Source organism: Acinetobacter sp. PFS20, from assembly GCF_052261015.1.
GTDB lineage: Bacteria > Pseudomonadota > Gammaproteobacteria > Pseudomonadales > Moraxellaceae > Acinetobacter.
The window spans coordinates 3970980-3997781 of record NZ_JBPVZE010000001.1 but is presented as its reverse complement, the minus strand read 5'-3'; the positions used below and the strand labels follow the sequence as shown (position 1 = coordinate 3997781).

General features: G+C 42.2%; 15 protein-coding genes and 1 pseudogene. 8 read left to right on the top strand and 8 right to left on the bottom strand.

Annotated features, from left to right (window positions below):
• The 3 genes from ACS125_RS18895 to ACS125_RS18885 all read left to right on the top strand — a co-directional run.
• Window positions 1-10973, top strand: a 10973-nt coding sequence (locus ACS125_RS18895; protein ID WP_443273895.1) for a BapA/Bap/LapF family large adhesin, incomplete at its 5' end; no start/stop codon positions are given.
• A gap of 144 nt (window positions 10974-11117) precedes the next feature.
• Complete coding sequence (locus tag ACS125_RS18890; RefSeq protein ID WP_443273893.1) at window positions 11118-12773, top strand: poly alpha-glucosyltransferase; 1656 nt, start codon at window positions 11118-11120, stop codon at window positions 12771-12773.
• A complete protein-coding gene (locus tag ACS125_RS18885) occupies window positions 12770-14500 on the top strand; it encodes a CapA family protein (protein WP_443273891.1) in 1731 nt (576 codons plus the stop codon). The genes ACS125_RS18890 and ACS125_RS18885 overlap by 4 nt, the downstream gene beginning before the upstream one ends.
• Before the next feature lie 5 nt (window positions 14501-14505).
• On the opposite strand, the gene ACS125_RS18880 is transcribed toward ACS125_RS18885, so the two are convergent.
• Window positions 14506-15222, bottom strand: a complete 717-nt coding sequence (locus ACS125_RS18880; RefSeq protein WP_174729983.1) for a metalloprotease — start codon at window positions 15220-15222, stop codon at window positions 14506-14508.
• Window positions 15223-15303: 81 nt separating this feature from the next.
• Between ACS125_RS18880 and ACS125_RS18875 the strand changes: the two genes are divergently transcribed.
• Window positions 15304-15633 carry an MGMT family protein gene (locus ACS125_RS18875; RefSeq protein ID WP_081309557.1) on the top strand — a complete coding sequence of 110 codons (330 nt, stop codon included), beginning with the start codon at window positions 15304-15306 and terminating at the stop codon, window positions 15631-15633.
• Between the two features lie 176 nt (window positions 15634-15809).
• Here ACS125_RS18875 and ACS125_RS18870 read toward each other — a convergent pair whose 3' ends face one another.
• The 5 genes from ACS125_RS18870 to carA form a co-directional block, all read right to left on the bottom strand.
• Window positions 15810-16247 (bottom strand): universal stress protein, encoded by a 438-nt coding sequence (locus ACS125_RS18870; protein ID WP_151964255.1) that lies wholly within the window; start codon window positions 16245-16247, stop codon window positions 15810-15812.
• A 123-nt stretch (window positions 16248-16370) separates the two neighbouring features.
• Window positions 16371-17003 carry a CatB-related O-acetyltransferase gene (locus tag ACS125_RS18865; RefSeq protein ID WP_443273889.1) on the bottom strand — a complete coding sequence of 211 codons (633 nt, stop codon included), beginning with the start codon at window positions 17001-17003 and terminating at the stop codon, window positions 16371-16373.
• 74 nt (window positions 17004-17077) lie between these two features.
• A complete protein-coding gene (gene greA, locus ACS125_RS18860) occupies window positions 17078-17554 on the bottom strand; it encodes a transcription elongation factor GreA (RefSeq protein ID WP_005307940.1) in 477 nt (158 codons plus the stop codon).
• A gap of 88 nt (window positions 17555-17642) precedes the next feature.
• Window positions 17643-20873 (bottom strand): carbamoyl-phosphate synthase large subunit, encoded by a 3231-nt coding sequence (carB, locus tag ACS125_RS18855; protein ID WP_004790453.1) that lies wholly within the window; start codon window positions 20871-20873, stop codon window positions 17643-17645.
• 14 nt (window positions 20874-20887) lie between these two features.
• Complete coding sequence (gene carA, locus ACS125_RS18850) at window positions 20888-22027, bottom strand: glutamine-hydrolyzing carbamoyl-phosphate synthase small subunit (protein ID WP_440202697.1); 1140 nt, start codon at window positions 22025-22027, stop codon at window positions 20888-20890.
• A 123-nt stretch (window positions 22028-22150) separates the two neighbouring features.
• On the opposite strand from carA, the pseudogene ACS125_RS18845 reads away from it, so the two are divergent.
• Window positions 22151-22308: pseudogene (locus tag ACS125_RS18845) on the top strand (hypothetical protein).
• 29 nt (window positions 22309-22337) lie between these two features.
• On the top strand, window positions 22338-22925 hold the full coding sequence (locus ACS125_RS18840) for a hypothetical protein (protein WP_004790458.1): 588 nt from the start codon (window positions 22338-22340) through the stop codon (window positions 22923-22925).
• A gap of 59 nt (window positions 22926-22984) precedes the next feature.
• Here the strand turns inward: ACS125_RS18840 and ACS125_RS18835 are convergent, their stop codons facing one another.
• Together ACS125_RS18835 and yhbY are read right to left on the bottom strand one after the other, a co-directional pair.
• Complete coding sequence (locus ACS125_RS18835) at window positions 22985-23521, bottom strand: DOMON-like domain-containing protein (protein ID WP_004790459.1); 537 nt, start codon at window positions 23519-23521, stop codon at window positions 22985-22987.
• 16 nt (window positions 23522-23537) lie between these two features.
• Window positions 23538-23861 (bottom strand): ribosome assembly RNA-binding protein YhbY, encoded by a 324-nt coding sequence (yhbY, locus tag ACS125_RS18830; protein ID WP_004790462.1) that lies wholly within the window; start codon window positions 23859-23861, stop codon window positions 23538-23540.
• A 199-nt stretch (window positions 23862-24060) separates the two neighbouring features.
• On the opposite strand from yhbY, the gene rlmE reads away from it, so the two are divergent.
• Window positions 24061-24711: a 23S rRNA (uridine(2552)-2'-O)-methyltransferase RlmE gene (gene rlmE / locus ACS125_RS18825; protein WP_004790464.1), complete on the top strand. Its 651-nt coding sequence runs from the start codon at window positions 24061-24063 to the stop codon at window positions 24709-24711.
• 133 nt (window positions 24712-24844) lie between these two features.
• On the top strand, window positions 24845-26740 hold the full coding sequence (gene ftsH / locus ACS125_RS18820; protein WP_034591375.1) for an ATP-dependent zinc metalloprotease FtsH: 1896 nt from the start codon (window positions 24845-24847) through the stop codon (window positions 26738-26740).
• Window positions 26741-26802 lie beyond the last annotated feature (62 nt).

The following is a 26802-nucleotide window of genomic DNA, read 5'->3' as shown; positions in this document are numbered from 1 at the left end:
CAGTGGATGCACAAGGTAACCTTGATGTTGCAGATGCAGACGTGACAGTGACTGTAGACACCTTACCAGCAGACTTGATCGGTGCGATCACGATTCCTGAAGACTTAAATGGCGACGGTATCTTGAATGCAGACGAGCTTGGCACAGACGGTAGCTTCAATGCACAAGTGGCGTTGGGACCAGATGCAATCGACGGCACAGTGGTGAATGTTAATGGTGTGAACTACACCGTGACCGCAGCGGATATTACCAACGGCTTTATCACCGCAGCGATTCCTGTAACAGGTGAAGGCCCTGTGACCATCCATGCAGAAGCAGTGGATGCGCAAGGTAACCTTGATGTTGCAGATGCAGACGTGACAGTGACTGTAGACACCTTACCTGCAGACTTGATCGGTGCGATCACGATTCCTGAAGACTTAAATGGCGACGGTATCTTGAATGCAGACGAGCTTGGCACAGACGGTAGCTTCAATGCACAAGTGGCGTTGGGACCAGATGCAATCGACGGCACAGTGGTGAATGTTAATGGTGTGAACTACACCGTGACAGCAGCGGATATTACCAACGGCTTCATCACCGCAGCGATTCCTGTAACAGGTGAAGGCCCTGTGACCATCCATGCAGAAGCAGTGGATGCGCAAGGTAACCTTGATGTTGCAGATGCAGACGTGACAGTGACTGTAGACACCTTACCTGCAGACTTGATCGGTGCGATCACGATTCCTGAAGACTTAAATGGCGACGGTATCTTGAATGCAGACGAGCTTGGCACAGACGGTAGCTTCAATGCACAAGTGGCGTTGGGACCAGATGCAATCGACGGCACAGTGGTGAATGTTAATGGTGTGAACTACACCGTGACAGCAGCGGATATTACCAACGGCTTTATCACCGCAGCGATTCCTGTAACAGGTGAAGGCCCTGTGACCATCCATGCAGAAGCAGTGGATGCACAAGGTAACCTTGATGTTGCAGATGCAGACGTGACAGTGACTGTAGACACCTTACCTGCAGACTTGATCGGTGCGATCACGATTCCTGAAGACTTAAATGGCGACGGTATCTTGAATGCAGACGAGCTTGGCACAGACGGTAGCTTCAATGCACAAGTGGCGTTGGGACCAGATGCAATCGACGGCACAGTGGTGAATGTTAATGGTGTGAACTACACCGTGACAGCAGCGGATATTACCAACGGCTTCATCACCGCAGCGATTCCTGTAACAGGTGAAGGCCCTGTGACCATCCATGCAGAAGCAGTGGATGCGCAAGGTAACCTTGATGTTGCAGATGCAGACGTGACAGTGACTGTAGATACCTTACCTGCAGACTTGATCGGTGCGATCACGATTCCTGAAGACTTAAATGGCGACGGTATCTTGAATGCAGACGAGCTTGGCACAGACGGTAGCTTCAATGCACAAGTGGCGTTGGGACCAGATGCAATCGACGGCACAGTGGTGAATGTTAATGGTGTGAACTACACCGTGACAGCAGCGGATATTACCAACGGCTTCATCACCGCAGCGATTCCTGTAACAGGTGAAGGCCCTGTGACCATCCATGCAGAAGCAGTGGATGCACAAGGTAACCTTGATGTTGCAGATGCAGACGTGACAGTGACTGTAGACACCTTACCAGCAGACTTGATCGGTGCGATCACGATTCCTGAAGACTTAAATGGCGACGGTATCTTGAATGCAGACGAGCTTGGCACAGACGGTAGCTTCAATGCACAAGTGGCGTTGGGACCAGATGCAATCGACGGCACAGTGGTGAATGTTAATGGTGTGAACTACACCGTGACAGCAGCGGATATTACCAACGGCTTTATCACCGCAGCGATTCCTGTAACAGGTGAAGGCCCTGTGACCATCCATGCAGAAGCAGTGGATGCGCAAGGTAACCTTGATGTTGCAGATGCAGACGTGACAGTGACTGTAGACACCTTACCTGCAGACTTGATCGGTGCGATCACGATTCCTGAAGACTTAAATGGCGACGGTATCTTGAATGCAGACGAGCTTGGCACAGACGGTAGCTTCAATGCACAAGTGGCGTTGGGACCAGATGCAATCGACGGCACAGTGGTGAATGTTAATGGTGTGAACTACACCGTGACAGCAGCGGATATTACCAACGGCTTCATCACCGCAGCGATTCCTGTAACAGGTGAAGGCCCTGTGACCATCCATGCAGAAGCAGTGGATGCACAAGGTAACCTTGATGTTGCAGATGCAGACGTGACAGTGACTGTAGACACCTTACCAGCAGACTTGATCGGTGCGATCACGATTCCTGAAGACTTAAATGGCGACGGTATCTTGAATGCAGACGAGCTTGGCACAGACGGTAGCTTCAATGCACAAGTGGCGTTGGGACCAGATGCAATCGACGGCACAGTGGTGAATGTTAATGGTGTGAACTACACCGTGACAGCAGCGGATATTACCAACGGCTTCATCACCGCAGCGATTCCTGTAACAGGTGAAGGCCCTGTGACCATCCATGCAGAAGCAGTGGATGCACAAGGTAACCTTGATGTTGCAGATGCAGACGTGACAGTGACTGTAGACACCTTACCAGCAGACTTGATCGGTGCGATCACGATTCCTGAAGACTTAAATGGCGACGGTATCTTGAATGCAGACGAGCTTGGCACAGACGGTAGCTTCAATGCACAAGTGGCGTTGGGACCAGATGCAATCGACGGCACAGTGGTGAATGTTAATGGTGTGAACTACACCGTGACAGCAGCGGATATTACCAACGGCTTCATCACCGCAGCGATTCCTGTAACAGGTGAAGGCCCTGTGACCATCCATGCAGAAGCAGTGGATGCGCAAGGTAACCTTGATGTTGCAGATGCAGACGTGACAGTGACTGTAGATACCTTACCTGCAGACTTGATCGGTGCGATCACGATTCCTGAAGACTTAAATGGCGACGGTATCTTGAATGCAGACGAGCTTGGCACAGACGGTAGCTTCAATGCACAAGTGGCGTTGGGACCAGATGCAATCGACGGCACAGTGGTGAATGTTAATGGTGTGAACTACACCGTGACAGCAGCGGATATTACCAACGGCTTTATCACCGCAGCGATTCCTGTAACAGGTGAAGGCCCTGTGACCATCCATGCAGAAGCAGTGGATGCACAAGGTAACCTTGATGTTGCAGATGCAGACGTGACAGTGACTGTAGACACCTTACCAGCAGACTTGATCGGTGCGATCACGATTCCTGAAGACTTAAATGGCGACGGTATCTTGAATGCAGACGAGCTTGGCACAGACGGTAGCTTCAATGCACAAGTGGCGTTGGGACCAGATGCAATCGACGGCACAGTGGTGAATGTTAATGGTGTGAACTACACCGTGACAGCAGCGGATATTACCAACGGCTTCATCACCGCAGCGATTCCTGTAACAGGTGAAGGCCCTGTGACCATCCATGCAGAAGCAGTGGATGCGCAAGGTAACCTTGATGTTGCAGATGCAGACGTGACAGTGACTGTAGACACCTTACCTGCAGACTTGATCGGTGCGATCACGATTCCTGAAGACTTAAATGGCGACGGTATCTTGAATGCAGACGAGCTTGGCACAGACGGTAGCTTCAATGCACAAGTGGCGTTGGGACCAGATGCAATCGACGGCACAGTGGTGAATGTTAATGGTGTGAACTACACCGTGACAGCAGCGGATATTACCAACGGCTTCATCACCGCAGCGATTCCTGTAACAGGTGAAGGCCCTGTGACCATCCATGCAGAAGCAGTGGATGCACAAGGTAACCTTGATGTTGCAGATGCAGACGTGACAGTGACTGTAGACACCTTACCAGCAGACTTGATCGGTGCGATCACGATTCCTGAAGACTTAAATGGCGACGGTATCTTGAATGCAGACGAGCTTGGCACAGACGGTAGCTTCAATGCACAAGTGGCGTTGGGACCAGATGCAATCGACGGCACAGTGGTGAATGTTAATGGTGTGAACTACACCGTGACCGCAGCGGATATTACCAACGGCTTTATCACCGCAGCGATTCCTGTAACAGGTGAAGGCCCTGTGACCATCCATGCAGAAGCAGTGGATGCGCAAGGTAACCTTGATGTTGCAGATGCAGACGTGACAGTGACTGTAGACACCTTACCTGCAGACCTGATCGGTGCGATCACGATTCCTGAAGACTTAAATGGCGACGGTATCTTGAATGCAGACGAGCTTGGCACAGACGGTAGCTTCAATGCACAAGTGGCGTTGGGACCAGATGCAATCGACGGCACAGTGGTGAATGTTAATGGTGTGAACTACACCGTGACAGCAGCGGATATTACCAACGGCTTCATCACCGCAGCGATTCCTGTAACAGGTGAAGGCCCTGTGACCATCCATGCAGAAGCAGTGGATGCGCAAGGTAACCTTGATGTTGCAGATGCAGACGTGACAGTGACTGTAGACACCTTACCTGCAGACTTGATCGGTGCGATCACGATTCCTGAAGACTTAAATGGCGACGGTATCTTGAATGCAGACGAGCTTGGCACAGACGGTAGCTTCAATGCACAAGTGGCGTTGGGACCAGATGCAATCGACGGCACAGTGGTGAATGTTAATGGTGTGAACTACACCGTGACAGCAGCGGATATTACCAACGGCTTCATCACCGCAGCGATTCCTGTAACAGGTGAAGGCCCTGTGACCATCCATGCAGAAGCAGTGGATGCGCAAGGTAACCTTGATGTTGCAGATGCAGACGTGACAGTGACTGTAGATACCTTACCTGCAGACCTGATCGGTGCGATCACGATTCCTGAAGACTTAAATGGCGACGGTATCTTGAATGCAGACGAGCTTGGCACAGACGGTAGCTTCAATGCACAAGTGGCGTTGGGACCAGATGCAATCGACGGCACAGTGGTGAATGTTAATGGTGTGAACTACACCGTGACAGCAGCGGATATTACCAACGGCTTCATCACCGCAGCGATTCCTGTAACAGGTGAAGGCCCTGTGACCATCCATGCAGAAGCAGTGGATGCGCAAGGTAACCTTGATGTTGCAGATGCAGACGTGACAGTGACTGTAGATACCTTACCTGCAGACTTGATCGGTGCGATCACGATTCCTGAAGACTTAAATGGCGACGGTATCTTGAATGCAGACGAGCTTGGCACAGACGGTAGCTTCAATGCACAAGTGGCGTTGGGACCAGATGCAATCGACGGCACAGTGGTGAATGTTAATGGTGTGAACTACACCGTGACCGCAGCGGATATTACCAACGGCTTCATCACCGCAGCGATTCCTGTAACAGGTGAAGGCCCTGTGACCATCCATGCAGAAGCAGTGGATGCACAAGGTAACCTTGATGTTGCAGATGCAGACGTGACAGTGACTGTAGACACCTTACCAGCAGACTTGATCGGTGCGATCACGATTCCTGAAGACTTAAATGGCGACGGTATCTTGAATGCAGACGAGCTTGGCACAGACGGTAGCTTCAATGCACAAGTGGCGTTGGGACCAGATGCAATCGACGGCACAGTGGTGAATGTTAATGGTGTGAACTACACCGTGACCGCAGCGGATATTACCAACGGCTTTATCACCGCAGCGATTCCTGTAACAGGTGAAGGCCCTGTGACCATCCATGCAGAAGCAGTGGATGCGCAAGGTAACCTTGATGTTGCAGATGCAGACGTGACAGTGACTGTAGACACCTTACCTGCAGACCTGATCGGTGCGATCACGATTCCTGAAGACTTAAATGGCGACGGTATCTTGAATGCAGACGAGCTTGGCACAGACGGTAGCTTCAATGCACAAGTGGCGTTGGGACCAGATGCAATCGACGGCACAGTGGTGAATGTTAATGGTGTGAACTACACCGTGACAGCAGCGGATATTACCAACGGCTTCATCACCGCAGCGATTCCTGTAACAGGTGAAGGCCCTGTGACCATCCATGCAGAAGCAGTGGATGCGCAAGGTAACCTTGATGTTGCAGATGCAGACGTGACAGTGACTGTAGATACCTTACCTGCAGACTTGATCGGTGCGATCACGATTCCTGAAGACTTAAATGGCGACGGTATCTTGAATGCAGACGAGCTTGGCACAGACGGTAGCTTCAATGCACAAGTGGCGTTGGGACCAGATGCAATCGACGGCACAGTGGTGAATGTTAATGGTGTGAACTACACCGTGACCGCAGCGGATATTACCAACGGCTTCATCACCGCAGCGATTCCTGTAACAGGTGAAGGCCCTGTGACCATCCATGCAGAAGCAGTGGATGCACAAGGTAACCTTGATGTTGCAGATGCAGACGTGACAGTGACTGTAGACACCTTACCAGCAGACTTGATCGGTGCGATCACGATTCCTGAAGACTTAAATGGCGACGGTATCTTGAATGCAGACGAGCTTGGCACAGACGGTAGCTTCAATGCACAAGTGGCGTTGGGACCAGATGCAATCGACGGCACAGTGGTGAATGTTAATGGTGTGAACTACACCGTGACCGCAGCGGATATTACCAACGGCTTTATCACCGCAGCGATTCCTGTAACAGGTGAAGGCCCTGTGACCATCCATGCAGAAGCAGTGGATGCGCAAGGTAACCTTGATGTTGCAGATGCAGACGTGACAGTGACTGTAGATACCTTACCTGCAGACCTGATCGGTGCGATCACGATTCCTGAAGACTTAAATGGCGACGGTATCTTGAATGCAGACGAGCTTGGCACAGACGGTAGCTTCAATGCACAAGTGGCGTTGGGACCAGATGCAATCGACGGCACAGTGGTGAATGTTAATGGTGTGAACTACACCGTGACAGCAGCTGACCTTGCAAATGGCTTCATCACAGCGACTCTTGCCGCAACAGCAGCAGATCCTGTGACTGGTCAGATTGTGATTCATGCTGAGGCTGTAGATGCACAAGGTAACGTAGATGTTGCTGATGCAGATGTAACGGTAACTCTAGATGTTACTCCACCTGATATCACTACAACTGTGTTAGCAATTGACCCAGTTACTGCTGATAACATTCTAGATGCGACAGAAGCTGGTGGACCAGTGACCTTAACAGGTACATTGACCAACATCCCTACAGATGCCGTAACAACAGGTGTTGTGGTTACTGTAAATGGTGTTGACTATACAGCCACAGTTGATGCCGTAGCAGGTACTTGGACAGTTGATGTAGCTGGTAGTGGTCTTGCAGCAGATTCAGACTTAACTGTTGATGCTACTGCGACATTCACAGACCTCGCAGGAAACACTAGTACACTTCAAGATACGCAAACTTATACTCTTGCAAGCTCTATCATTGCTTTCGATAACACTGATACAGCTGTACTTGCTCCTCAACCATTGCTTGTACAAGATGATGCAGCACTAGGAAGTAATACTTATCTAGCACTTGTATCGCTTGCTGGTCTTGATCTGCAGTTAGGATCAGAATCTATAGGCTTTACGGTGGGTGCAGGTGACGAAGGCACAGCAACCTTTACGTACAGTGCTTTAATTGGCGTAGATGCATTATCTGATTACTCTCTAGTTGTTCAAAAATTTGACACAACTACAGGCCAATGGACTTCGGTGTATGGCGGTGGTGAAGCTGATATCCTTGATCTTACTTTACTAGGCTCAACTCCTGGTGTAGTGCTTGAAGGTCTAGAAGAAGGTCAATACCGTGCATTTATGACTTATAACGGTCTAGCAGGTATCGGGTTACTTGGTACTCTAACTGGCACAATGGATGTTTATGACACGACGCAAGTAGGTGGATACTACACTGAAGTTGCTGATGGTAACGTCATCACAGAAGTGAACGGTTCAGGCGAAGTAGATGTTGTAACTCCAACAACAGTTGTAAGTGCAGTTAACGGTCAGCCTGTTGTAGCAGATGGCACGATCATTAATGGTGCTTACGGTACATTGGAAATCAACCTTGATGGTTCATATACTTATACGCCTACTGCAAGTGCAGCTGGTGTTGGTCAAACAGATGTGTTTGTCTACACATTAACTGATCCTCTAACTGGTGATACGGCTCAAGCAAATCTCAATATTCAATTGAGCTCTGTGAAAGCGGTAGACAATGTAGTAACGGCAGAAATTAACCCAGAGCCGTTGCTTGTTGCAGATGATGTAGCTCTTGGAGATGCATCTTACCTTGCAGCCGTATCATTGGCTGGTTTGGACTTACAATTGCTTGGTAACGATGCAATTGAATTTACTGTTGATCCAAACCGTGAAGGTACAGCAACGTTCACATTCGATGCGATAATTACTGCCGATTTACTCAGTGATTATGCGATTGTTGTTCAGAAGTTTGATGAAGCAACAGGACAATGGGTATCGATTGGTGGAACTAATCCAGAAGCTTCTCTGATTGATCTATCACTTATCGGTGGTACACCAACAGCTGTACTTGAAGGATTGGATGCTGGTCAGTACCGCGCATTCATCGGATATGAAGGCTTGTTAGGTGTAGGTTTAGGTGGAACATTAACTGGTACGATGGATGTCTATAATCCATACATCGTGGCTGGTTACTCTGTTGAACCAATCTCTGGTAATGTCATCAAAGATGCAAGCCTCACTGGTGAGGTTGATGCGGCAAGCAGCAGTGCTGTGATCTCTCAAGTTAACGGTATTGCTGTTGATCCAGCTGCTGGTGCAACAATTGTTGGTACTTACGGCACCTTGGTGATCGATCAAGATGGTAACTACACATATACACCAACTGTAAATGGGGCAAACCTTGGTCAGGTAGATCAATTTACCTACACCTTGCTTGATCCTGTAACAGGTAACACTTCTGAGGCAACACTTTATGTCCGCCTTGATAGTGACAGTGTAGATATGACTTGGAACGATGCAGATCCATCTCAACCAGCTGTAATTACTAGTCCGCTTCCAGTAGATGCAATGGATAACGTTGCTTCAGCTGAAATAGACATGGTTTACCCAGTAACAACTGAAGTACTTGATAATGCGATTAGCTATAACTGGTTACTCGGTGTAGGTGGAATTGTTATCGGTTCTAAAGAAGGTACAGCGACATTTACAGTTGACCCAGGTAACCTCACTGATGCGATTATTGCAGTGAACTTTGGTTCGGTTGCTACAGTTGTCGATGGTTTACATGTGGTATTAACACGAGTTAATCCAGATGGCTCTCGTACTGTAGTTGCAGATAGCTCCGATACTGGCGTGATCGATTTGTTAGGTATCTTTGGTTCAGAAGTTCAATTCAAGATTGATAACTTAAGTGCCGGTACTTATGAGTTGTTCATGGAAAGCAACACATTACTTACAGCTCTAGGTAGTGTTACTGCGGATATCACTCTGAATCATGGTGATATTACTCAGCCTCCTGTACTGGTAGTTGATCCTGTCACTGGTAATGTACTTGCTGATGATAACTCTGCTGTTTACGGTACAAACTATGTGCCGGACTACATTACAACAACTTCTGTAGTAACTACGGTGACAGCTGAAAATGGTAATACTGCTACAATTGTAGCGGGTACTCCAGAAACGGTTATTGGTGCATACGGAACTCTGACTATTAATTCAGATGGTACCTATAGCTATCAGGCAACTGCAAATATGGCGAATGTAGGTAAAGTTGATAGCTTCACTTACACAGTCACAGACCCAGTGACTGGTAGAACTGACACAGCTACATTACATGTTCAAGTGGGTTCGCCTGATGTTGATGTAACTTGGAACACAGCAGATCCTTCGGCAGATGCTACACTTCCAACACCTGCTGTAACAGCTGATACAGATGATGCAACGATTAGTATGGCGCCAGTGGTAGACCCACTTGTGGATGTTGCGAGTGGTAATGTGACCATCGGTAACTTTACAGGGTTCCCGCCATTGCCTGTATTAAGCAGTACAGTAACATCAAGTCAGTTTGTAGTAGGTGCAAATACAGTCAGTGATGTACATGTACAGTTGAACTATACTGCAACGTTAAGCTTGTCAGCACTTCCAACGACTGGATATACAATTCAACAGTTCGTTGGGGGAGTATGGGTAGATACAGTATATTCAGGTTCATCAACTGCATTAGCAGGTGTACTCGGTGCTCCAGCATTCTCGGCAGATGTATCTCATTTGTCCGCAGGAACTTACCGTGTAGTATTTAGCTTATCAAGTTTGCTTTCTCTAGGTACTGTAACTCTAGATTCTGTAGTAAGTACAACAGCTACGCATCTAGACCAATACACACCAGATGGTCAAACAGACTGGATTACTGGCAATGTACTTACTAATGATGTCATAGAAGGTACTCAGCTCTATGTAATGAACTCAACAACTGGCACATATGAGCTAGCTGCGGGTCAAGGAGTGAATACAGGTGAAGGCACATTGTATTTATACAATGATGGCTCTTACTTCTACAAACCATTAGACAGTGCTGCAAATGCGACAATCGATGTAGTTGATTACAAGTTAGTTTCGGTGATTGATGGTAGTGAATACACTTCTTCATTGACGATTAACTTGAGTCAAGAGTTGAATAGTCTTGCAGTAAGTACTGCGGCAAATGATACATTTACTCTTGGTAACGGCTCAGATACTTTGATCTACAATACATTAACAGCTGCGAGTGTTACTAACGCAACTGGTGGTAACGTAACAGGTGGTGTAGATGTATGGACTGACTTCCATGTAGGTAATACTGCGACGGATGATCAGGCTGACAAGATTGACTTAAGTAACTTGTTAATTGGTTCTCAAACTAACTTAACAATCGGTCAATATGTGACAGTAAGTTATGATGCTGGTACTCAAACTGCGACAATCAGCGTAGACCGTGATGGTGGATTACTCATCGAAGGTACTTACACTGAAACACCATTGCTTCAATTGACTAACCTTACAGGTCCAGTTACATTGAATGACTTGATCAACAACGGTCAAATCATTTTCTAATCTGAAAATCGATTTATAAAAAAAGAGCCTTCGGGCTCTTTTTTTATGTTTAAACAATACGTTAATCTAGCTTTTAGCTTGTCCGTGCTATGATGTATTGAAAATTTTATAGAACAACAATTAACGAATAGGGACTAAATTCGAGTGACGGCATTTTTAAAATTCCAAAGACAAATGAACCTTTGGTTAGAACAAGTTGTTCAGCACGTTCCGAGTCTTAAACAGGATGTTATTTTATTTTTATCTTATGGCCCTAAAGATCAAAGATGTAGTGTCTGGCACAGTGAGAAAACAAATTTAGAGCAGGCTAAAAAACAATTATTAGATTTTATTAATGACCAGTTTGCACATGAACCACTTGCTGATTATATAAAAATTGATGTGGCATACAACTTAACGAAACAAGCGTGGAAAGAAGTAGAGAAGCAGGTTCACCATCAATTTCACAATAACCACTACCGTAAAGGGATTGGATTTGATGAACACTGTTCAGTGGCTTTTCTTGAGCAAGAGATTTATGGAAAAGCAATCATTCGAGGCTTGAGCTACGACAAACCGAACTTTTTTGATGAAACAAATCTGAATTATGTAGTTAAGCAAAAATATAACACTCCGAAACCACAGATTAAATTACAAGAGCTGCAAGAAGTTTGGACTTTTGATACCTACGCAGCATTTTATGAAAATGAGGAATTTATTAACTTAGCGAGTGGTTATGATGTAAATGGAATTAGAGGAATTTCAAGCAATAAAAAACAGCATTTTCAGCATCTAATTGAGCAAAACTCAGAATTTCTGCATGACCAGATTCAAGAAAATGGCAAATTTATATATGGCTATTTTTCTGCTTATGATCGTGACATTCGTAACTACAATACGGTGCGTCACTGTACCTCGGTATATGCCTTAGTAGAAACATTTGAAGTGCAAAGCAAGCCAGAATATTGGCCCAAAATATATGCTGCCATTCACTATGCACTGACCAACTTTTATAAAGAAAAAGACTCAGAAACTGCCTTTATGATTGATGGTAAAGAAGGGGAGTTCGAAATCAAATTAGGTGCGAATGCGGCCGCTATTTTAATGTTAACTAAATATCAAGAAATTACTCAAAAAAATGACTATCAAAAATATGCAGAGAAACTCGCAAATGGTATTTTAAAATTAATAGATTCAAATGGCTCAACAACTCATGTATTAAATTATCCAGATTATGATTTAAAAGAAAAATTTAGAATTATTTATTATGATGGTGAAGCTGCTTTAGCATTATTACGATTATATCAAATTAACCAAGATTTAAAATTATTAGAAACCGTTAAATTAATGTTTGAGTGTTTTATTGAAAAGAGATATGAAAAATACCATGATCATTGGTTAAGTTATTGTACAAATGAACTCACTAAAATATGCCCTGAAGATAAATATTTTATTTTTGGTTTAAATAATTATTTAAAACATTTTATTTTTATTAAAAATCGAAAAACAACGTATGCAACTTTATTAGAAATGTTAATGGCTGCTTATAAAATGGTGAACCGTTTAAAAGAGCAGGGACGGACAGCACTTTTTGAGCAGGCTTATATGTCTGAGCTTCAAAAGCTGATTGAGTTTAGAGCTGATTTTCAAACTACAGGATTTTTTTATCCGGAAATGGCGATGTATATGGCTCGGCCAGATAAAATTTTACATGCGTTTTATATTCGTCATGATCGTTTTCGAGTACGGATTGATGACCAAGAACACAACTTATCGGGTTACATCGCTTACGTTAAAGATTACAAAGGTGATGAGCCATGAAGTATCAACCTGTTGAGGTCAAGCTATTGGCACATATCGATACGACAAGTTTTGATGAAGCTTTATGGCAATTCGAATTTGACGATGATATTTCAACGCTACTGCTAATCGACTACGCATTAGAGCAATTTCAGCAAAAAAGTGTACAAGCTCAAGATGACTATGTTGTGCCTGAACATCTATCTGAGCAATTAGGTCAGCAAAATCTAGGCTTAAAACCCTCGGAACATTACACCTTTACTGATCTATTGCAGTTGCTAATTTTCACCCAAGCAGCAGATGTAAAAGATGCTTTAAGCAATATGCTCTGCGGTACACATGAGCAAGCCTATTTAATTTTGTCAAAAAGAGCTGCTACCTATGATTTAAATTTGAAAAAAGGAAGTACACAAAAACAGTTAAAACATTTGTTTTTATTAGTTAAAAATATTTATAGCCATCCAGCTGAAATCAGAAAACTATTCTTTATAAAAGAGCTGAATTTTAAAGGAAAGTCTTATCTACCACAGACTCTATTAATGGCACAGAATGTGGTAGAGGTTTTATATCTTACAAATTCATTTAGAAAAATTTATCTGACGTTCTTTGAAGAAAACCAGACTATCGGTTTCTTTTCTTTTTTAGATGATATTCATCGTGCTGAGCACTTAATTCCTTATTATCACTGTTTTCATGCACAGACTGTAAGCCCTAAAGTTTGCTTAGCTCCAAGCGGCATTATTAACATTTTAGGTGATACCTACTTTGGAGAAATCTACACCGAAAAACGTAAGGCTAGAGGGCAAATAGATGCTCTACAACAGTATGGATATGACTATTCAATTGAAAAAATAAAAGCTTTTTTAGGTGAACATGACGTAAATATCGCTAACTTTGAAGCGGTTTTCTCTTTAGAAAAACAATCTCCTTTTGTACATAAAAAGTCATTTATTCTTAAAGCTGATGCCGAACAAACATTAGCAGCGTTCAAAAATATTCATCTTAACCATGTGGTATTGGCAAATAACCATTTAAAAGACTATGGGGATCGTGGATTAGCCTATACATTACAACAATTTGATCAGGTCAATATTTCTTATATCGGTGCGGGCACAAATCAAAAATATGCCCATAGCTACTTTCAAATCACTTTTAATAACAAGCATTACGCTATTTTTAACGGCTATTGGCACAGAGACACGGCCTATTTAGATTATGATTTTTATGCCTTAGGTCCTAAGAGTGGAGTTGCATGTCTAAATGGGATTTTGCTTGAACAAATAGGTCGTTATAAGCAGACTAACCCTGAGCATAAAGTTATTGTTATTTGTCATTGGGGCATCGACTTTAAGCCGATTACCAAGGAACAGAGCAAGCTTGCTGATATTTTGACTCAAGCTGGTGCGGACCTCGTTATCGGTCATGGAGCTCATACCATTCAACCGATTAAAGTGATTAATCAGAAGCCTGTGGTATTTGGTATTGGGAATGCGGTTTTTAATAGCAATGGTGAATATACAGAGCAAAACGCTTTACCGTATGGATGTATAGCACGGCTAGATTTGTCAAAAGATCGACTGCGTTTATATCCAATCTATACCAATAATTTGAAAACATTTTGGCAACCGCATCCAGTCAATGAAGACGATTTTTCAGAGGCCAGCAATTATATGACTTCATTACTGACTCCTGAAAATTATTATGCAGCACAAGATGATTTAGGTTTTTACGTCGAAATGAGTTTTTAAAATCTTTATGGATAACGTTGGTAATTTTCTAAAATTGTTTGAAGTTGGACCGGTGTAAAACCTAAATTTCTAAGTCCACCGCTGCCACGTTTACATTCGGCACTCGCCATGATGTTGGTTGGTGTACGTTTTGTAGCATTCGGCGCGCAGACATGTTTTAGTCCGAACACATGCCCCATTTCATGTACGCTACCAGCCTGAATATTATAATTGAGTCGGTTCCAATCTAATAAAACAAAAGGTTTACCATTATTACGAAATGCTCTACTTGTTACATCTTCAAATTTCCATTTAGTAGAATAGGCATCATAAATAAAAACGATGACTTCCTTGCTGGCAGTTCTTTTAGGAAAGCAGGTGTTTACACTGGCAGGAATAGTTTCAGTAGAGATCGGGTAGGGTTGATTGATCTGCTGCTTTAAATCGCAATGTAATTTTGAAAACTCCTCAAAAGGGATATAACGGTGTAATTTGAATTTAAAAATCTTATTATTTTTATCATCTACATAATATTTATTTAATATTTTGATTTCTTTACGCATCTGTTGGTAATTATCAAACTTCGTAGCTTCTGGAGAATTAGTGGTAAAAACGAATGTGACAGGAACGATAGGGCGGCCATCTATTGATACTTTAGGTACTTCTCCTGAAGGAATAGGAGGGCGAGTAGTACAAGAAGCGCACAGTAAAGTCCCAGTAACCACCAATAATATTTTTTTCATGCAGATTTCCCTCAAGCCCACCTTGGATTGCATTTAGTTTTAGTCAAAAATTTTTATATGATATGAATTATGTCAATTTTTATGGAGTCCATTTTGACGACTCAGTATGAACTACATCGGCAGATTTTAGAAGTCATTGCTTTGATTCCTTACGGAAAAGTCGCAACTTATGGGCAAGTGGCTCGTATGGCAGGGTTACCTAAACATGCGAGATTAGTTGGCTATGTTTTGAAACATCTTGAAGCGGATCATCAAGTCCCTTGGTATCGGGTTATTAATTCTCAAGGCAAAATTAGCCTAAGTAAATTTAATGACAAGGGTGAAAATGTTCAGCAGTTAAAGCTAGAAGCTGAAGGAGTCTATTTATTAAACGGTAAAGTAAACTTAAAGCAATTTGCTTGGCAGCCTTAATGTTCAGATTAGAGCGTAATTACACATGAAAAAGAGTAATAAACGGTTTAGTGGAGCAATATTATTTTTAAGTTTGCTGGCACAGATGAGTTATGCATAAAAGAGGGGCTTCAGCTCAATCTCTTAAGAAATAAAAGCCTATCTTGCTCAATTTAGCGAAGACAGGCAATCTCACTTTAGCGCACAATTAAAACAGGAATATGGCTTTCACCTAAGACTTTTTGTGCCACACTTCCTAATACAAGTTTTCGGACCCCAGTGCGGCCATGAGAGCCCATAACAATCAGATCTGCATTTAAGTCTCGAGCGGCCTGAATAATTTCTTCATGTACAACAAAACCTTCCAGCAGTTTAGTTTCAACAGTGATGCCTTCATTAGAAAATTGTTGTTTTGCTTGCTCTAAAATATCGAGTAAATAAGTTCGTGTGCGTTCAATCAGCTCATTGGTTTGACCAGTTTTTACATAGGCGTCAGCAATAAACGGATCAAGAGCCATAACTTGCACAACCGTAATTTTGCTATTTAACGCTTTTCCCAGTTTGATTGCCTCTTTCATGGCAATCATAGAAGTTTCAGAACCATCAATTGGCACAAGAATATGTTGATATAACATGAGTGTTTTCCTTATTGTAATGATGCTTATTTATTCAATACTTTATACTTATTTTTTGACGATTTAAATTCAAGCACGTAATCATTTGTGAGTTTATAACAACAAATTTTTGTAGATATATTTTTATAGATTCCGCAAATTTTCCATATGTGTAGATAAAGCATCTATATCTTCAGTTTGTAAATATTCGCGCATTTTTAAAATTTGCTTCTCATCCAAAGCATAAAGTTTTAAAGCAAGCATTTTGTCGATTTGTTCTTGAGGAAAACGATATTTAATAATTTTCGCAGGCACGCCACCTACAATTGCATAGGGGGGAACATCTTTAGTGACTACAGCTCCGGTTGCAACCACTGCACCTTCACCAAGTTTGACCCCTTGCATAATCATTGCACGACTACCAATCCAGCATCCATCGGCAATTACAGTATCACCAGCTGCTAAAAAACTACGGGTATCAAAAGGGAAAGTCGAAATCCAATCTGGTCTATGAAGTTGGTTGCCACCCATCATAATGACGCATTCAGCGCCAAAACAAACAAAATTACCAATATAAAGTTGGTCAATTGGTTTGTCTGGTGTCGAGGCTTTATCATGTAAATAACGCACGACACAACGTTCAAAACCTTGATCCCAATAAGCTGAATAATATGAGTAATGACCTTTAATATGGATATTTGGGTTTTTAACAGTTTTATGGATAAATTCAAATTCACACCAATGACGAACTGGAGAGTTAATTAAAGAGTTATCCATGTGTGATTTCCCAAAAATATATTAATAGTATTGAATAAAAACCCCTCATAAAGAGGGGCTATTTGTGCATTATCTTAGAGATATTCTACACTTACGATTTCATATTCGACTTCGCCTTGAGGAGTCACGATTTTTACTTCATCGCCTTCACTCTTACTCAAAAGACCACGTGCGATTGGTGAGTTCACCGAGATTTTATTAATTTTAAAATCTGCTTCGTCATCGCCAACAATTTTATAAGTTTTACGTTCTTCAGTATCAAGATTTTCAATTGTTACTGTTACACCAAAAACAACACGGCCATTTTGCTCAAGTGTTTTAACATCAATTTCTTGAGCAGCGCCTAATTTACCTTCGATATCCTGAATACGGCCTTCACAGAAACCTTGCTGTTCACGTGCAGCATGATATTCAGCATTTTCCTTTAAGTCGCCATGTTCACGTGCTTCTGCAATAGCTTGAATAATACGTGGACGTTCAACAGATTTTAAATGTTGTAATTCTTTCTCTAAGGCAATTTTACCTTCAGGGGTCATTGGATAGCGTTGCATTTTGGTCCCTCTTAATTTGAGAAAACACAGTTAAAAAAAATGAAAAAATCCCGCCACCGATAAGGTGACGGGACTTATCGGTAACAAATTAACCTACAGTTAAATCTTGCAAGCGGTATACATCCATTGGCAATTTCACATCAAAAGCTTGGCAAACAGCTTCTGCACCATTGATAGTCGTTGTGTAATACACTTTGCCTTGTAGGGCAGCACGACGAATCATTGCAGAATCATATTGAGCTTGTTTACCTTCAGTGGTATTGACAATAAGGTGTATTTCACCATTTTTCAAGCGGTCAACAATATGTGGACGACCTTCAGTCACTTTATTCACAGATTCGCATTCTAAACCTGCTTCTTTAAGCACTTGGTATGTACCACCTGTTGCAATAAGCTTGAAGCCATATGCAGCTAATTTCTTAGCGATATCTGCAATATATTTCTTGTCAGATTCACGTACAGATAAGAAAGCATGTTTTACTTCGCCTTCAGTTGGTAAACCTGGTAAGCGATCATTTGAGCCTAAAACAGCTTTATAGAATGCTTCACCAAATGTTTTACCAACACCCATTACTTCACCTGTAGATTTCATCTCAGGTCCAAGCATTGGGTCTACGCCTTGGAATTTAGCGAATGGGAAAACAGCTTCTTTAACAGCAAAGTGTGTTGGAATGATTTCTTTAGTAAACCCTTGAGATTCAAGAGATTGACCAGCCATACAACGTGCAGCTACTTTTGCTAAAGAATCACCAATACATTTCGATACGAATGGAACTGTACGTGAAGCACGTGGGTTAACTTCAAGAACGTAAACATCATCGCCTTTAACTGCGAACTGAACGTTCATCAAACCAACCACACCAAGTTCTTTTGCCATCGCAACAGTTTGACGACGCATTTCATCCTGAATTTCTTTAGATAAAGAATAAGGAGGAATTGAACATGCAGAGTCACCTGAGTGAATACCTGCTTGTTCGATGTGCTGCATGATGCCGCCGATCACAACGTCTTTACCGTCAGATACACAGTCAACATCAACTTCAGTTGCATCATCAAGGAAACGGTCAAGAAGAACAGGAGCTTCGTTAGATGCCTGAACTGCTTCACGAAGGTAACGTTTAAGTTCTTCTTCGTTGTATACGATTTCCATTGCACGACCACCTAATACATAAGATGGACGAACAACTAACGGATAACCTACTTTCGCAGCTTCAGAGATACCTTCTTCAGCAGATTTTACAATGCTGTTGTTTGGTTGACGAAGCTGTAAACGTTGGATCATTTGCTGGAAACGTTCACGGTCTTCTGCACGGTCAATTGCATCTGGTGATGTACCAATAATTGGTGTACCAGCTTCTTCTAAAGCACGTGCCAATTTAAGAGGTGTTTGACCACCGTACTGTACGATCACGCCTTTTGGTTTCTCAGTACGTACGATTTCAAGTACATCTTCAAGTGTTACAGGTTCGAAGTACAAACGATCTGATGTATCGTAGTCAGTAGAAACAGTTTCAGGGTTACAGTTAACCATGATTGTTTCATAACCATCTTCACGCATAGCTAATGCAGCGTGTACACAGCAGTAGTCAAATTCGATACCTTGACCAATACGGTTTGGACCACCACCAATAACCATGATCTTGTCACGATTTGATGGATTTGCTTCACACTCTTCATCGTAAGTTGAATACATGTATGCAGTACCAGATTCAAACTCGGCAGCACATGTATCAACACGTTTGTAAACTGGATAAACACCTAAGTTCCAACGTTGTTTACGGAATTGCTTTTGTGAAATACCCATGAGGTGCGCAATACGAAGGTCAGATAAACCTTTGCGTTTGAAAGCACGGATATTGTCAGCGTTTAAGTCACCAAAACCTAAAGCTTTTACTTCAGCTTCAGTTTTAACGATGTCTTGAATTTGAATGAGGAACCAACGATCAATTTTGGTTGCTTCAAACACTTCATCTAAAGAGAAACCATGACGGAAAGCATCTGCTACATACCAGATACGCTCAGGACCTGGAACTTTAAGCTCTTTTAAAATGGTTTCTTTTGCATTTGTTGCGCCAGCTTCGATTTTTTCATCGAAACCACTTACACCAACTTCAAGACCACGTAATGCTTTTTGTACAGATTCCTGGAAGTTACGGCCAATTGCCATGACTTCACCAACAGATTTCATCTGAGTGGTTAATACAGGTTCTGCTTGTGGGAATTTCTCGAAGTTAAAACGAGGAATCTTCGTTACAACATAGTCAATCGATGGTTCGAAGCTTGCAGGAGTCACGCCACCAGTGATGTCATTTTTCAATTCATCAAGAGTATAACCAACAGCAAGTTTTGCTGCGATTTTTGCGATTGGGAAACCTGTTGCTTTAGAAGCAAGAGCAGATGAGCGAGATACACGCGGGTTCATCTCAATGACAACCATACGTCCATCTTTCGGGTTAATACCGAACTGAACGTTAGAACCACCTGTTTCAACACCAATTTCACGAAGAACTGCAACCGAAGCATTACGCATCAATTGATATTCTTTGTCTGTTAATGTTTGAGCAGGAGCAACGGTAATTGAGTCGCCAGTGTGAACGCCCATTGGGTCAAAGTTTTCGATCGCACATACGATAATACAGTTGTCGTTTTTGTCACGAACAACTTCCATTTCGTATTCTTTCCAGCCAATTAAAGATTCATCAATCAATAACTGGTGAGTAGGAGAGAGGTCAAAACCACGTTCACAAATTTCAAGGAATTCTTCGCGGTTATATGCAATACCACCACCTGAACCACCCATTGTAAATGATGGACGGATAATTACTGGGAAACCAAAGCGTGACTGGATTGCTAAAGCTTCTTCCATTGTTTCAGCAATGGCAGCTTTTGGACATTCCAATCCAATTTTACGCATAGCGATATCGAAGAGTTTACGATCTTCGGCTTTCTCAATCGCTTCTTTGCTTGCGCCAATTAATTCAACATTATATTTTTCAAGAACACCATGCTCATCAAGCGCGAGAGCACAGTTCAATGCAGTTTGACCACCCATAGTTGGTAATACTGCATCTGGACGTTCTTTTTCAATAATCTGTGCAACTGTTTGCCAAGTAATCGGCTCAATATAAGTTGCATCAGCCATTGAAGGATCTGTCATGATGGTCGCTGGGTTAGAGTTAACCAAAATAACACGATAGCCTTCTTCACGAAGTGCTTTACATGCTTGAGCACCTGAGTAGTCAAACTCACATGCCTGTCCAATCACAATCGGGCCAGCACCAATAATTAAGATGCTTTTAATATCCGTACGTTTAGGCATTATTCGCTCCGTAATTACTGTTTAGATGCTTCGATAAGTTCGATAAAATGATCGAACAAAGGTGCACAATCATGTGGACCAGGGCTTGCTTCAGGGTGACCTTGGAAGCTGAAAGCTGGTTTATCTGAACGGTGGATACCTTGTAGGGTGCCGTCGAACAATGATTTATGCGTTGCTTTTAAGTTAGCCGGTAATGTTTCTGCATCTACAGCAAAACCATGGTTTTGTGAAGTAATCATCACTGTACCATCTTCAAGATTTTGTACAGGATGGTTAGCACCGTGGTGACCATGATTCATTTTTACAGTTTTTGCGCCAGAAGCGAGTGCCAGGATTTGGTGTCCTAAACAGATACCAAATACAGGTAATGTTGTGGTTTCAACAATAGTTTTTACAGCTTCGATCGCGTAATCACAAGCAGCTGGATCGCCAGGACCATTTGAGAGGAATACGCCATCCGGATTAAGTGCCAATACTTTTTCAGCCGGAGTTTCTGCAGGAACAACGGTTAGTTTGCAACCGCGGTCTGCAAGCATACGCAAGATGTTGGTTTTGACACCGTAATCGTATGCAACTACATGATATTTTAATTCAGGTTGAGAGAAGCCTTGGCCTAAGGTCCATGAACCTTCAGACCATTCAAAACCAGTTGGATCACAACATTCTTTTGCAAGGTCTAAGCCGTTTAAGCCACCAAAAGCACGAGCTTTTGCAATTGCTTCTTCTTCAGTAATATTTTCACCAGCAAGGATGCATCCGTTTTGTGCACCCGTCTGACGTAAAATACGTGTTAATTTACGCGTATCGATATCTGCGATTGCAACAACATTGTGTTCTTGCAGATATTCACTCAATGACTGCTCAGCACGGAAGTTACTGTGTAGTAGAGGAAGGTCACGAATAATTAAACCATTCGCCCATACTTTATGGATACGACCAGATTCAACGTCTTCCGCGTTGCAACCAGTGTTACCAATATGTGGGTAAGTTAATGTCACAATTTGTTGTGCATAACTTGGGTCAGTCAAAATTTCTTGATAGCCTGTCATGGCTGTGTTAAAAACGACTTCTCCAGTCGTATTTCCCGTTGCGCCGATTGACGTTCCTTTAAAGATCGTTCCATCTGCGAGGGCTAAAATGGCGGGGATGCTCAAACCAAAGCTCCTGAATTTCGGCTGTAAAAAAGCGAGTAGACCCAAAAAAGATCGGCAATGTTTGGATAAAACATGCCCTCCCTATCGGTCTGCCCGCTTGTAACTTAACAGCGCATTATACGCATGGAACCCTCTAAAGTCTATTTCTTTTCTGCTAAAAAATATAATTCATTGCTTGCTTTTTACAAAAAAATATCCGCTTATCTGAATTAGATACTTTTGATAAATTGTCTAACAATTTGCAAGGAGAATTCTTGGAACTGGATTTATTGTATTGCTAGTTAAAAAATAAACAATATGAGGAAATAGTATGAGCAATAATGAAGTTTCAAAAGATGTGAGTGAAAAAACTCAAGCAGTAGTGGAGTCGGTAAAAGCTGAGGTTGCTGAAGTGAAAGAAGCCATAGCTGCAACTACAACTAAGGCTAAAAAAACAGTAACTGCTAAAACTGCACAGGTAAAAGAAACTGTTGCTGAAAAAACTGAGCAAGTTAAAGAAGTTGCTACTGAAGCTAAAGCTCAGGTAAAAGAGGCAATTGCTGAAACTCAAGAACAAGTCCAAGAAGTTTTAAGCGAGGCTCAAGAGAAAATTGAAGCTGAAACTCACGAGTTAAATAAAAATATTCAAAATCAATTTGTCCAAATTAAACAAGATATTTTACAACGTCTTGATGTGATTAAGGCTCAGTTTAGTACTTCGCAAGAAGGTTTATCTGATCTTAAAAATGCTTTGAAAGCAGAAATTAATGCGCTTATTGAAGATTTAACAAAAGTGAGCAAAGAGCTTAAAGGTGATATTAGCCAGATTTCTTTGAAACACAAAGATTCTCTAAGTGAAAGTATTAAACGTACTAAAAATAATGCAGTCGAAGCTTGGAATAAAGCACGAGACAATTAATGATCTCTGCTTTGGTCCAGCTATAAAAAAGCGAGAATTAATTTCTCGCTTTTTTATTTTTAGAACTGATGTAACCAGTCACGTTTATTATGGAAATCTGCACTTTTTCCACTATGCTGCATTGCATAGTACTGCATACCTTCTTTGGTTTTTAAAACTGTAGTTAAACCTAAATAAAGGTTTGCCCATTTCAAGCGATGCTGTTGCATAAATTGCCCTAAATCGAGACTAACATTTAAGCCATAGTGAGTACGCTTGAGATGATTCAGTTCAATATCGTAAGCAGCAAGGGGAGGTATACTTTCTGGATAGCGATATTCTTCAAACTGATATGACTGCCATGCTTGAGAAGGGGAAAGATTAATCTCCCGATAATAATCTTCATCATGCACGCCAACAAAAATTTCGAAACAAGTTTCTTCCCACAAAAAATCTTGACGAGGATGAGCCGCGACTTCTTGAGGCCAGATAATAAGTTGATTTGGATCACGAATCCAAAAACCGATATTTAAAGTATAGGGTGCTTGCTGTTCAATTGCGCCAACAACGGAAACAGCATGAAAACGATCAAAAGCTGAAAGTTCGTAACTTGCCATAGTTTGTCAAATTAAATTAGTTTGCTAAGTGAGCGTGACGAACAAGATTAGACAAGTGCTGGTTTTGTTTAGCTGCTTTTTTGTAAAGCAAAACAATTTTACCAATTTTTTGCACAGCTTCTGCACCAGTTGCTTCTACAATTGCTTCAATTGTTGCAGTACGCGCTTCACGGTCTTCACCAGCAATCTTAACTTTAATAAGTTCATGGTCGTTTAAAGCACGAAGCGTTTCTTCGATTACCGCGTCTGTTAAGCCTTGTCCCCCAATCATGACAACTGGATTAAGCACATGACCAATTTGACGTAAACGTTTACGTTCATGGATAGATAAAGCGGCCATTAAAAATACCTGATTTTAAAAACGGCTTAGTATAGCAAAAAACTTAAATCCAGATGTACGAAAAACTGTATAAATAATCGATCAACATTATTGGAAAAAAACTGTAAAACTTAGTGAGATTACGCTACATCCGTACTGTAATGAGAGTAATTTTCACGTACAATGAACGATCAGAAGTTTTTTTGATATTTAGTGAGTTATGGCAACACGCATTACAAACCAGAAATTGTCGAAAAGTAGTCGTGCGTGGATGAGAGAACATCTAGACGATCCTTTTGTTAAAAAAGCTCAAAAGGAAGGGTATCGTGCTCGAGCGGCCTATAAACTTCTTGAAATTCAAGAAAAATATAAGCTGATCAAGCCAGGCATGACGGTAGTAGATTTAGGCGCGGCTCCTGGTAGTTGGTCTCAAATCGCTGGCAAACTTGTTGGTAGCAAAGGTTTAGTGATTGCTTCCGATATTTTGCCTATGGATGCTTTGCCTGATGTCACTTTCTTACAAGGCGACTTTAGAGAAGAAGATGTATTTGAAAAATTGTTAAATATTTTAAATGGGCGACAAGTAGACATTGTAATTTCTGATATGGCCCCCAATACATCTGGTAATAGGGCTGTTGATCAACCTAGACAGATTTACTTATGTGAACTGGCTTTAGATTTTGCTCAAAAGGTTCTTGGTCCTAATGGACAACTTGTGGTTAAAGTGTTCCAAGGTGCAGGATTTGATGAGTTTCGTAAACAAGTAGTTGATAGTTTTGATGTGTTAAAAACAGTAAAACCAGCAGCTTCTCGTGCACGATCTAAAGAAGTTTTTTTGGTTGGACAAGGGCGTAAGAAAGCATTGCAATAAAGTTTACTTGCCAAGCTCCTAAAAATTGTGCATTTTGTACTTTTAGGTTATCCGCAAGCAATACAGTTGCTGCTTTTATGACGATCGGCCAAGATTGGGCATGATCAAATTAGATCGATATGGGAATAAAGCTTTGAGCGATTACTTCAAGAATGCCGTATTGTGGCTAATAATACTTGGTGTTCTGATTTTAATTTTCAGTAATATCAGTGACCGCAACAAGCCTACTGCGATGAAATATTCAGATTTCGTTGCAGCGGTGAATAGTGGCCAAATTAAGCAAGTCACAATTGACGGTTTAAATATTAATGGTGAAAAAACTAACGGATCACAGTTTGAAACTGTTCGTCCGCAAGTTGAAGACACTGAGCTTATGCCAAGCTTAAATAAACAAAATGTTGTTGTTGAGGGAACAGCTCCACAACGTCAAGGCATTTTGATGCAACTTCTCATTGCTAGTTTCCCTGTACTGTTAATCATTTTGTTATTCATGTTCTTTATGCGTAACATGGGTGGTGGTGCAGGCGGAAAGAATGGACCGATGAGTTTTGGTAAGTCGAAGGCAAAAATGCTTTCTGAAGACCAAATCAAAGTCAATTTTTCTGACGTCGCCGGCTGTGATGAAGCAAAACAAGAAGTTGTTGAAATTGTTGATTTCTTAAAAGACCCTGCAAAATTCAAACGTTTGGGCGCGACTATTCCTCGTGGCGTACTTATGGTTGGTCCTCCGGGTACTGGTAAAACATTATTAGCTAAAGCAATTGCTGGTGAAGCGAAGGTTCCTTTCTTCAGCATTTCAGGTTCTGACTTTGTAGAAATGTTCGTGGGTGTGGGTGCGTCCCGTGTCCGTGATATGTTTGAGCAAGCGAAGCGTCACGCGCCATGTATCATCTTTATCGATGAGATTGATGCTGTTGGTCGTCACCGTGGTTCGGGTACAGGTGGTGGTCATGATGAGCGTGAACAAACCTTAAACCAGATGCTTGTGGAAATGGATGGTTTTGAAGGTAATGAAGGCGTAATTGTTATTGCTGCAACTAACCGTGTTGATGTGCTTGATAAAGCATTATTACGTCCAGGTCGTTTTGACCGTCAAGTAATGGTTGGTTTACCGGATATTCGTGGTCGTGAGCAAATTCTGAATGTACATTTGAAAAAATTACCTTCAGTTACAGGCGTGGACATGAAAGTGTTAGCACGTGGTACGCCAGGTTTCTCTGGTGCACAGTTGGCTAACCTTGTTAATGAAGCTGCATTATTTGCTGCACGCCGTAATAAGAATACGGTCGACATGCATGACTTTGAAGATGCAAAAGACAAAATCTACATGGGTCCAGAGCGTAAGTCGATGGTTCTACGTGAAGAAGAGCGTCGTGCAACTGCTTATCATGAAGCTGGTCATGCAATTGTTGCAGAGATTTTGCCTGGTACAGATCCTGTTCATAAAGTAACGATCATGCCACGTGGTTGGGCTTTGGGTGTAACTTGGCAGTTACCTGAACAAGACCAGATTAGCCATTATAAAGACAAGATGCTAAATGAAATTGCGATTTTGTTTGGTGGTCGTATTGCTGAGGAAGTGTTTATCCAACAGCAATCTACTGGTGCTTCAAATGACTTTGAGCGAGCTACTAAAATGGCGCGTGCGATGGTTACTAAGTACGGTATGTCTGACAAAATGGGCGTAATGGTTTACGAAGATGAAAACCAAAATGGTTTCTTTGGAAATGTAGGAAGCCGTACAATTTCTGAAGCAACTCAACAGTTAGTTGATGAAGAAGTACGCCGTATTCTTGATGAGCAATATAAAGTTGCACGTAATATCTTAGAAGGTAATAAAGATATTGCACATGCAATGGTAAAAGCTTTGATGGAATGGGAAACCATTGATCGTGATCAAATTCGTGACATTATGGAAGGTCGTGAGCCACAGCCACCTAAAGTCTATGTTGCTGAAAATCCAGTGGCTGCATTTGAACCACCAAAAGATGGTCCATCTACACCACCACCATTACCAGCAATGAACTAAAAATTAGTTAAGCAAAAGAGCCACAGTCATGTGGCTCTTTTTTTAGGCATGTATTTTCAGAC

What these genes read in the sequence shown, in the direction of transcription:
- ACS125_RS18885 (WP_443273891.1), top strand. Translation starts at nt 12,770, where the DNA reads ATGAAGTATCAACCTGTTGAGGTCAAGCTATTGGCACATATCGATACG.
- ACS125_RS18880 (WP_174729983.1), bottom strand. Translation starts at nt 15,222, where the DNA reads ATGAAAAAAATATTATTGGTGGTTACTGGGACTTTACTGTGCGCTTCT.
- ACS125_RS18875 (WP_081309557.1), top strand. Translation starts at nt 15,304, where the DNA reads ATGGAGTCCATTTTGACGACTCAGTATGAACTACATCGGCAGATTTTA.
- ACS125_RS18870 (WP_151964255.1), bottom strand. Translation starts at nt 16,247, where the DNA reads ATGTTATATCAACATATTCTTGTGCCAATTGATGGTTCTGAAACTTCT.
- ACS125_RS18865 (WP_443273889.1), bottom strand. Translation starts at nt 17,003, where the DNA reads ATGGATAACTCTTTAATTAACTCTCCAGTTCGTCATTGGTGTGAATTT.
- greA (WP_005307940.1), bottom strand. Translation starts at nt 17,554, where the DNA reads ATGCAACGCTATCCAATGACCCCTGAAGGTAAAATTGCCTTAGAGAAA.
- carB (WP_004790453.1), bottom strand. Translation starts at nt 20,873, where the DNA reads ATGCCTAAACGTACGGATATTAAAAGCATCTTAATTATTGGTGCTGGC.
- ACS125_RS18840 (WP_004790458.1), top strand. Translation starts at nt 22,338, where the DNA reads ATGAGCAATAATGAAGTTTCAAAAGATGTGAGTGAAAAAACTCAAGCA.
- ACS125_RS18835 (WP_004790459.1), bottom strand. Translation starts at nt 23,521, where the DNA reads ATGGCAAGTTACGAACTTTCAGCTTTTGATCGTTTTCATGCTGTTTCC.
- yhbY (WP_004790462.1), bottom strand. Translation starts at nt 23,861, where the DNA reads ATGGCCGCTTTATCTATCCATGAACGTAAACGTTTACGTCAAATTGGT.
- rlmE (WP_004790464.1), top strand. Translation starts at nt 24,061, where the DNA reads ATGGCAACACGCATTACAAACCAGAAATTGTCGAAAAGTAGTCGTGCG.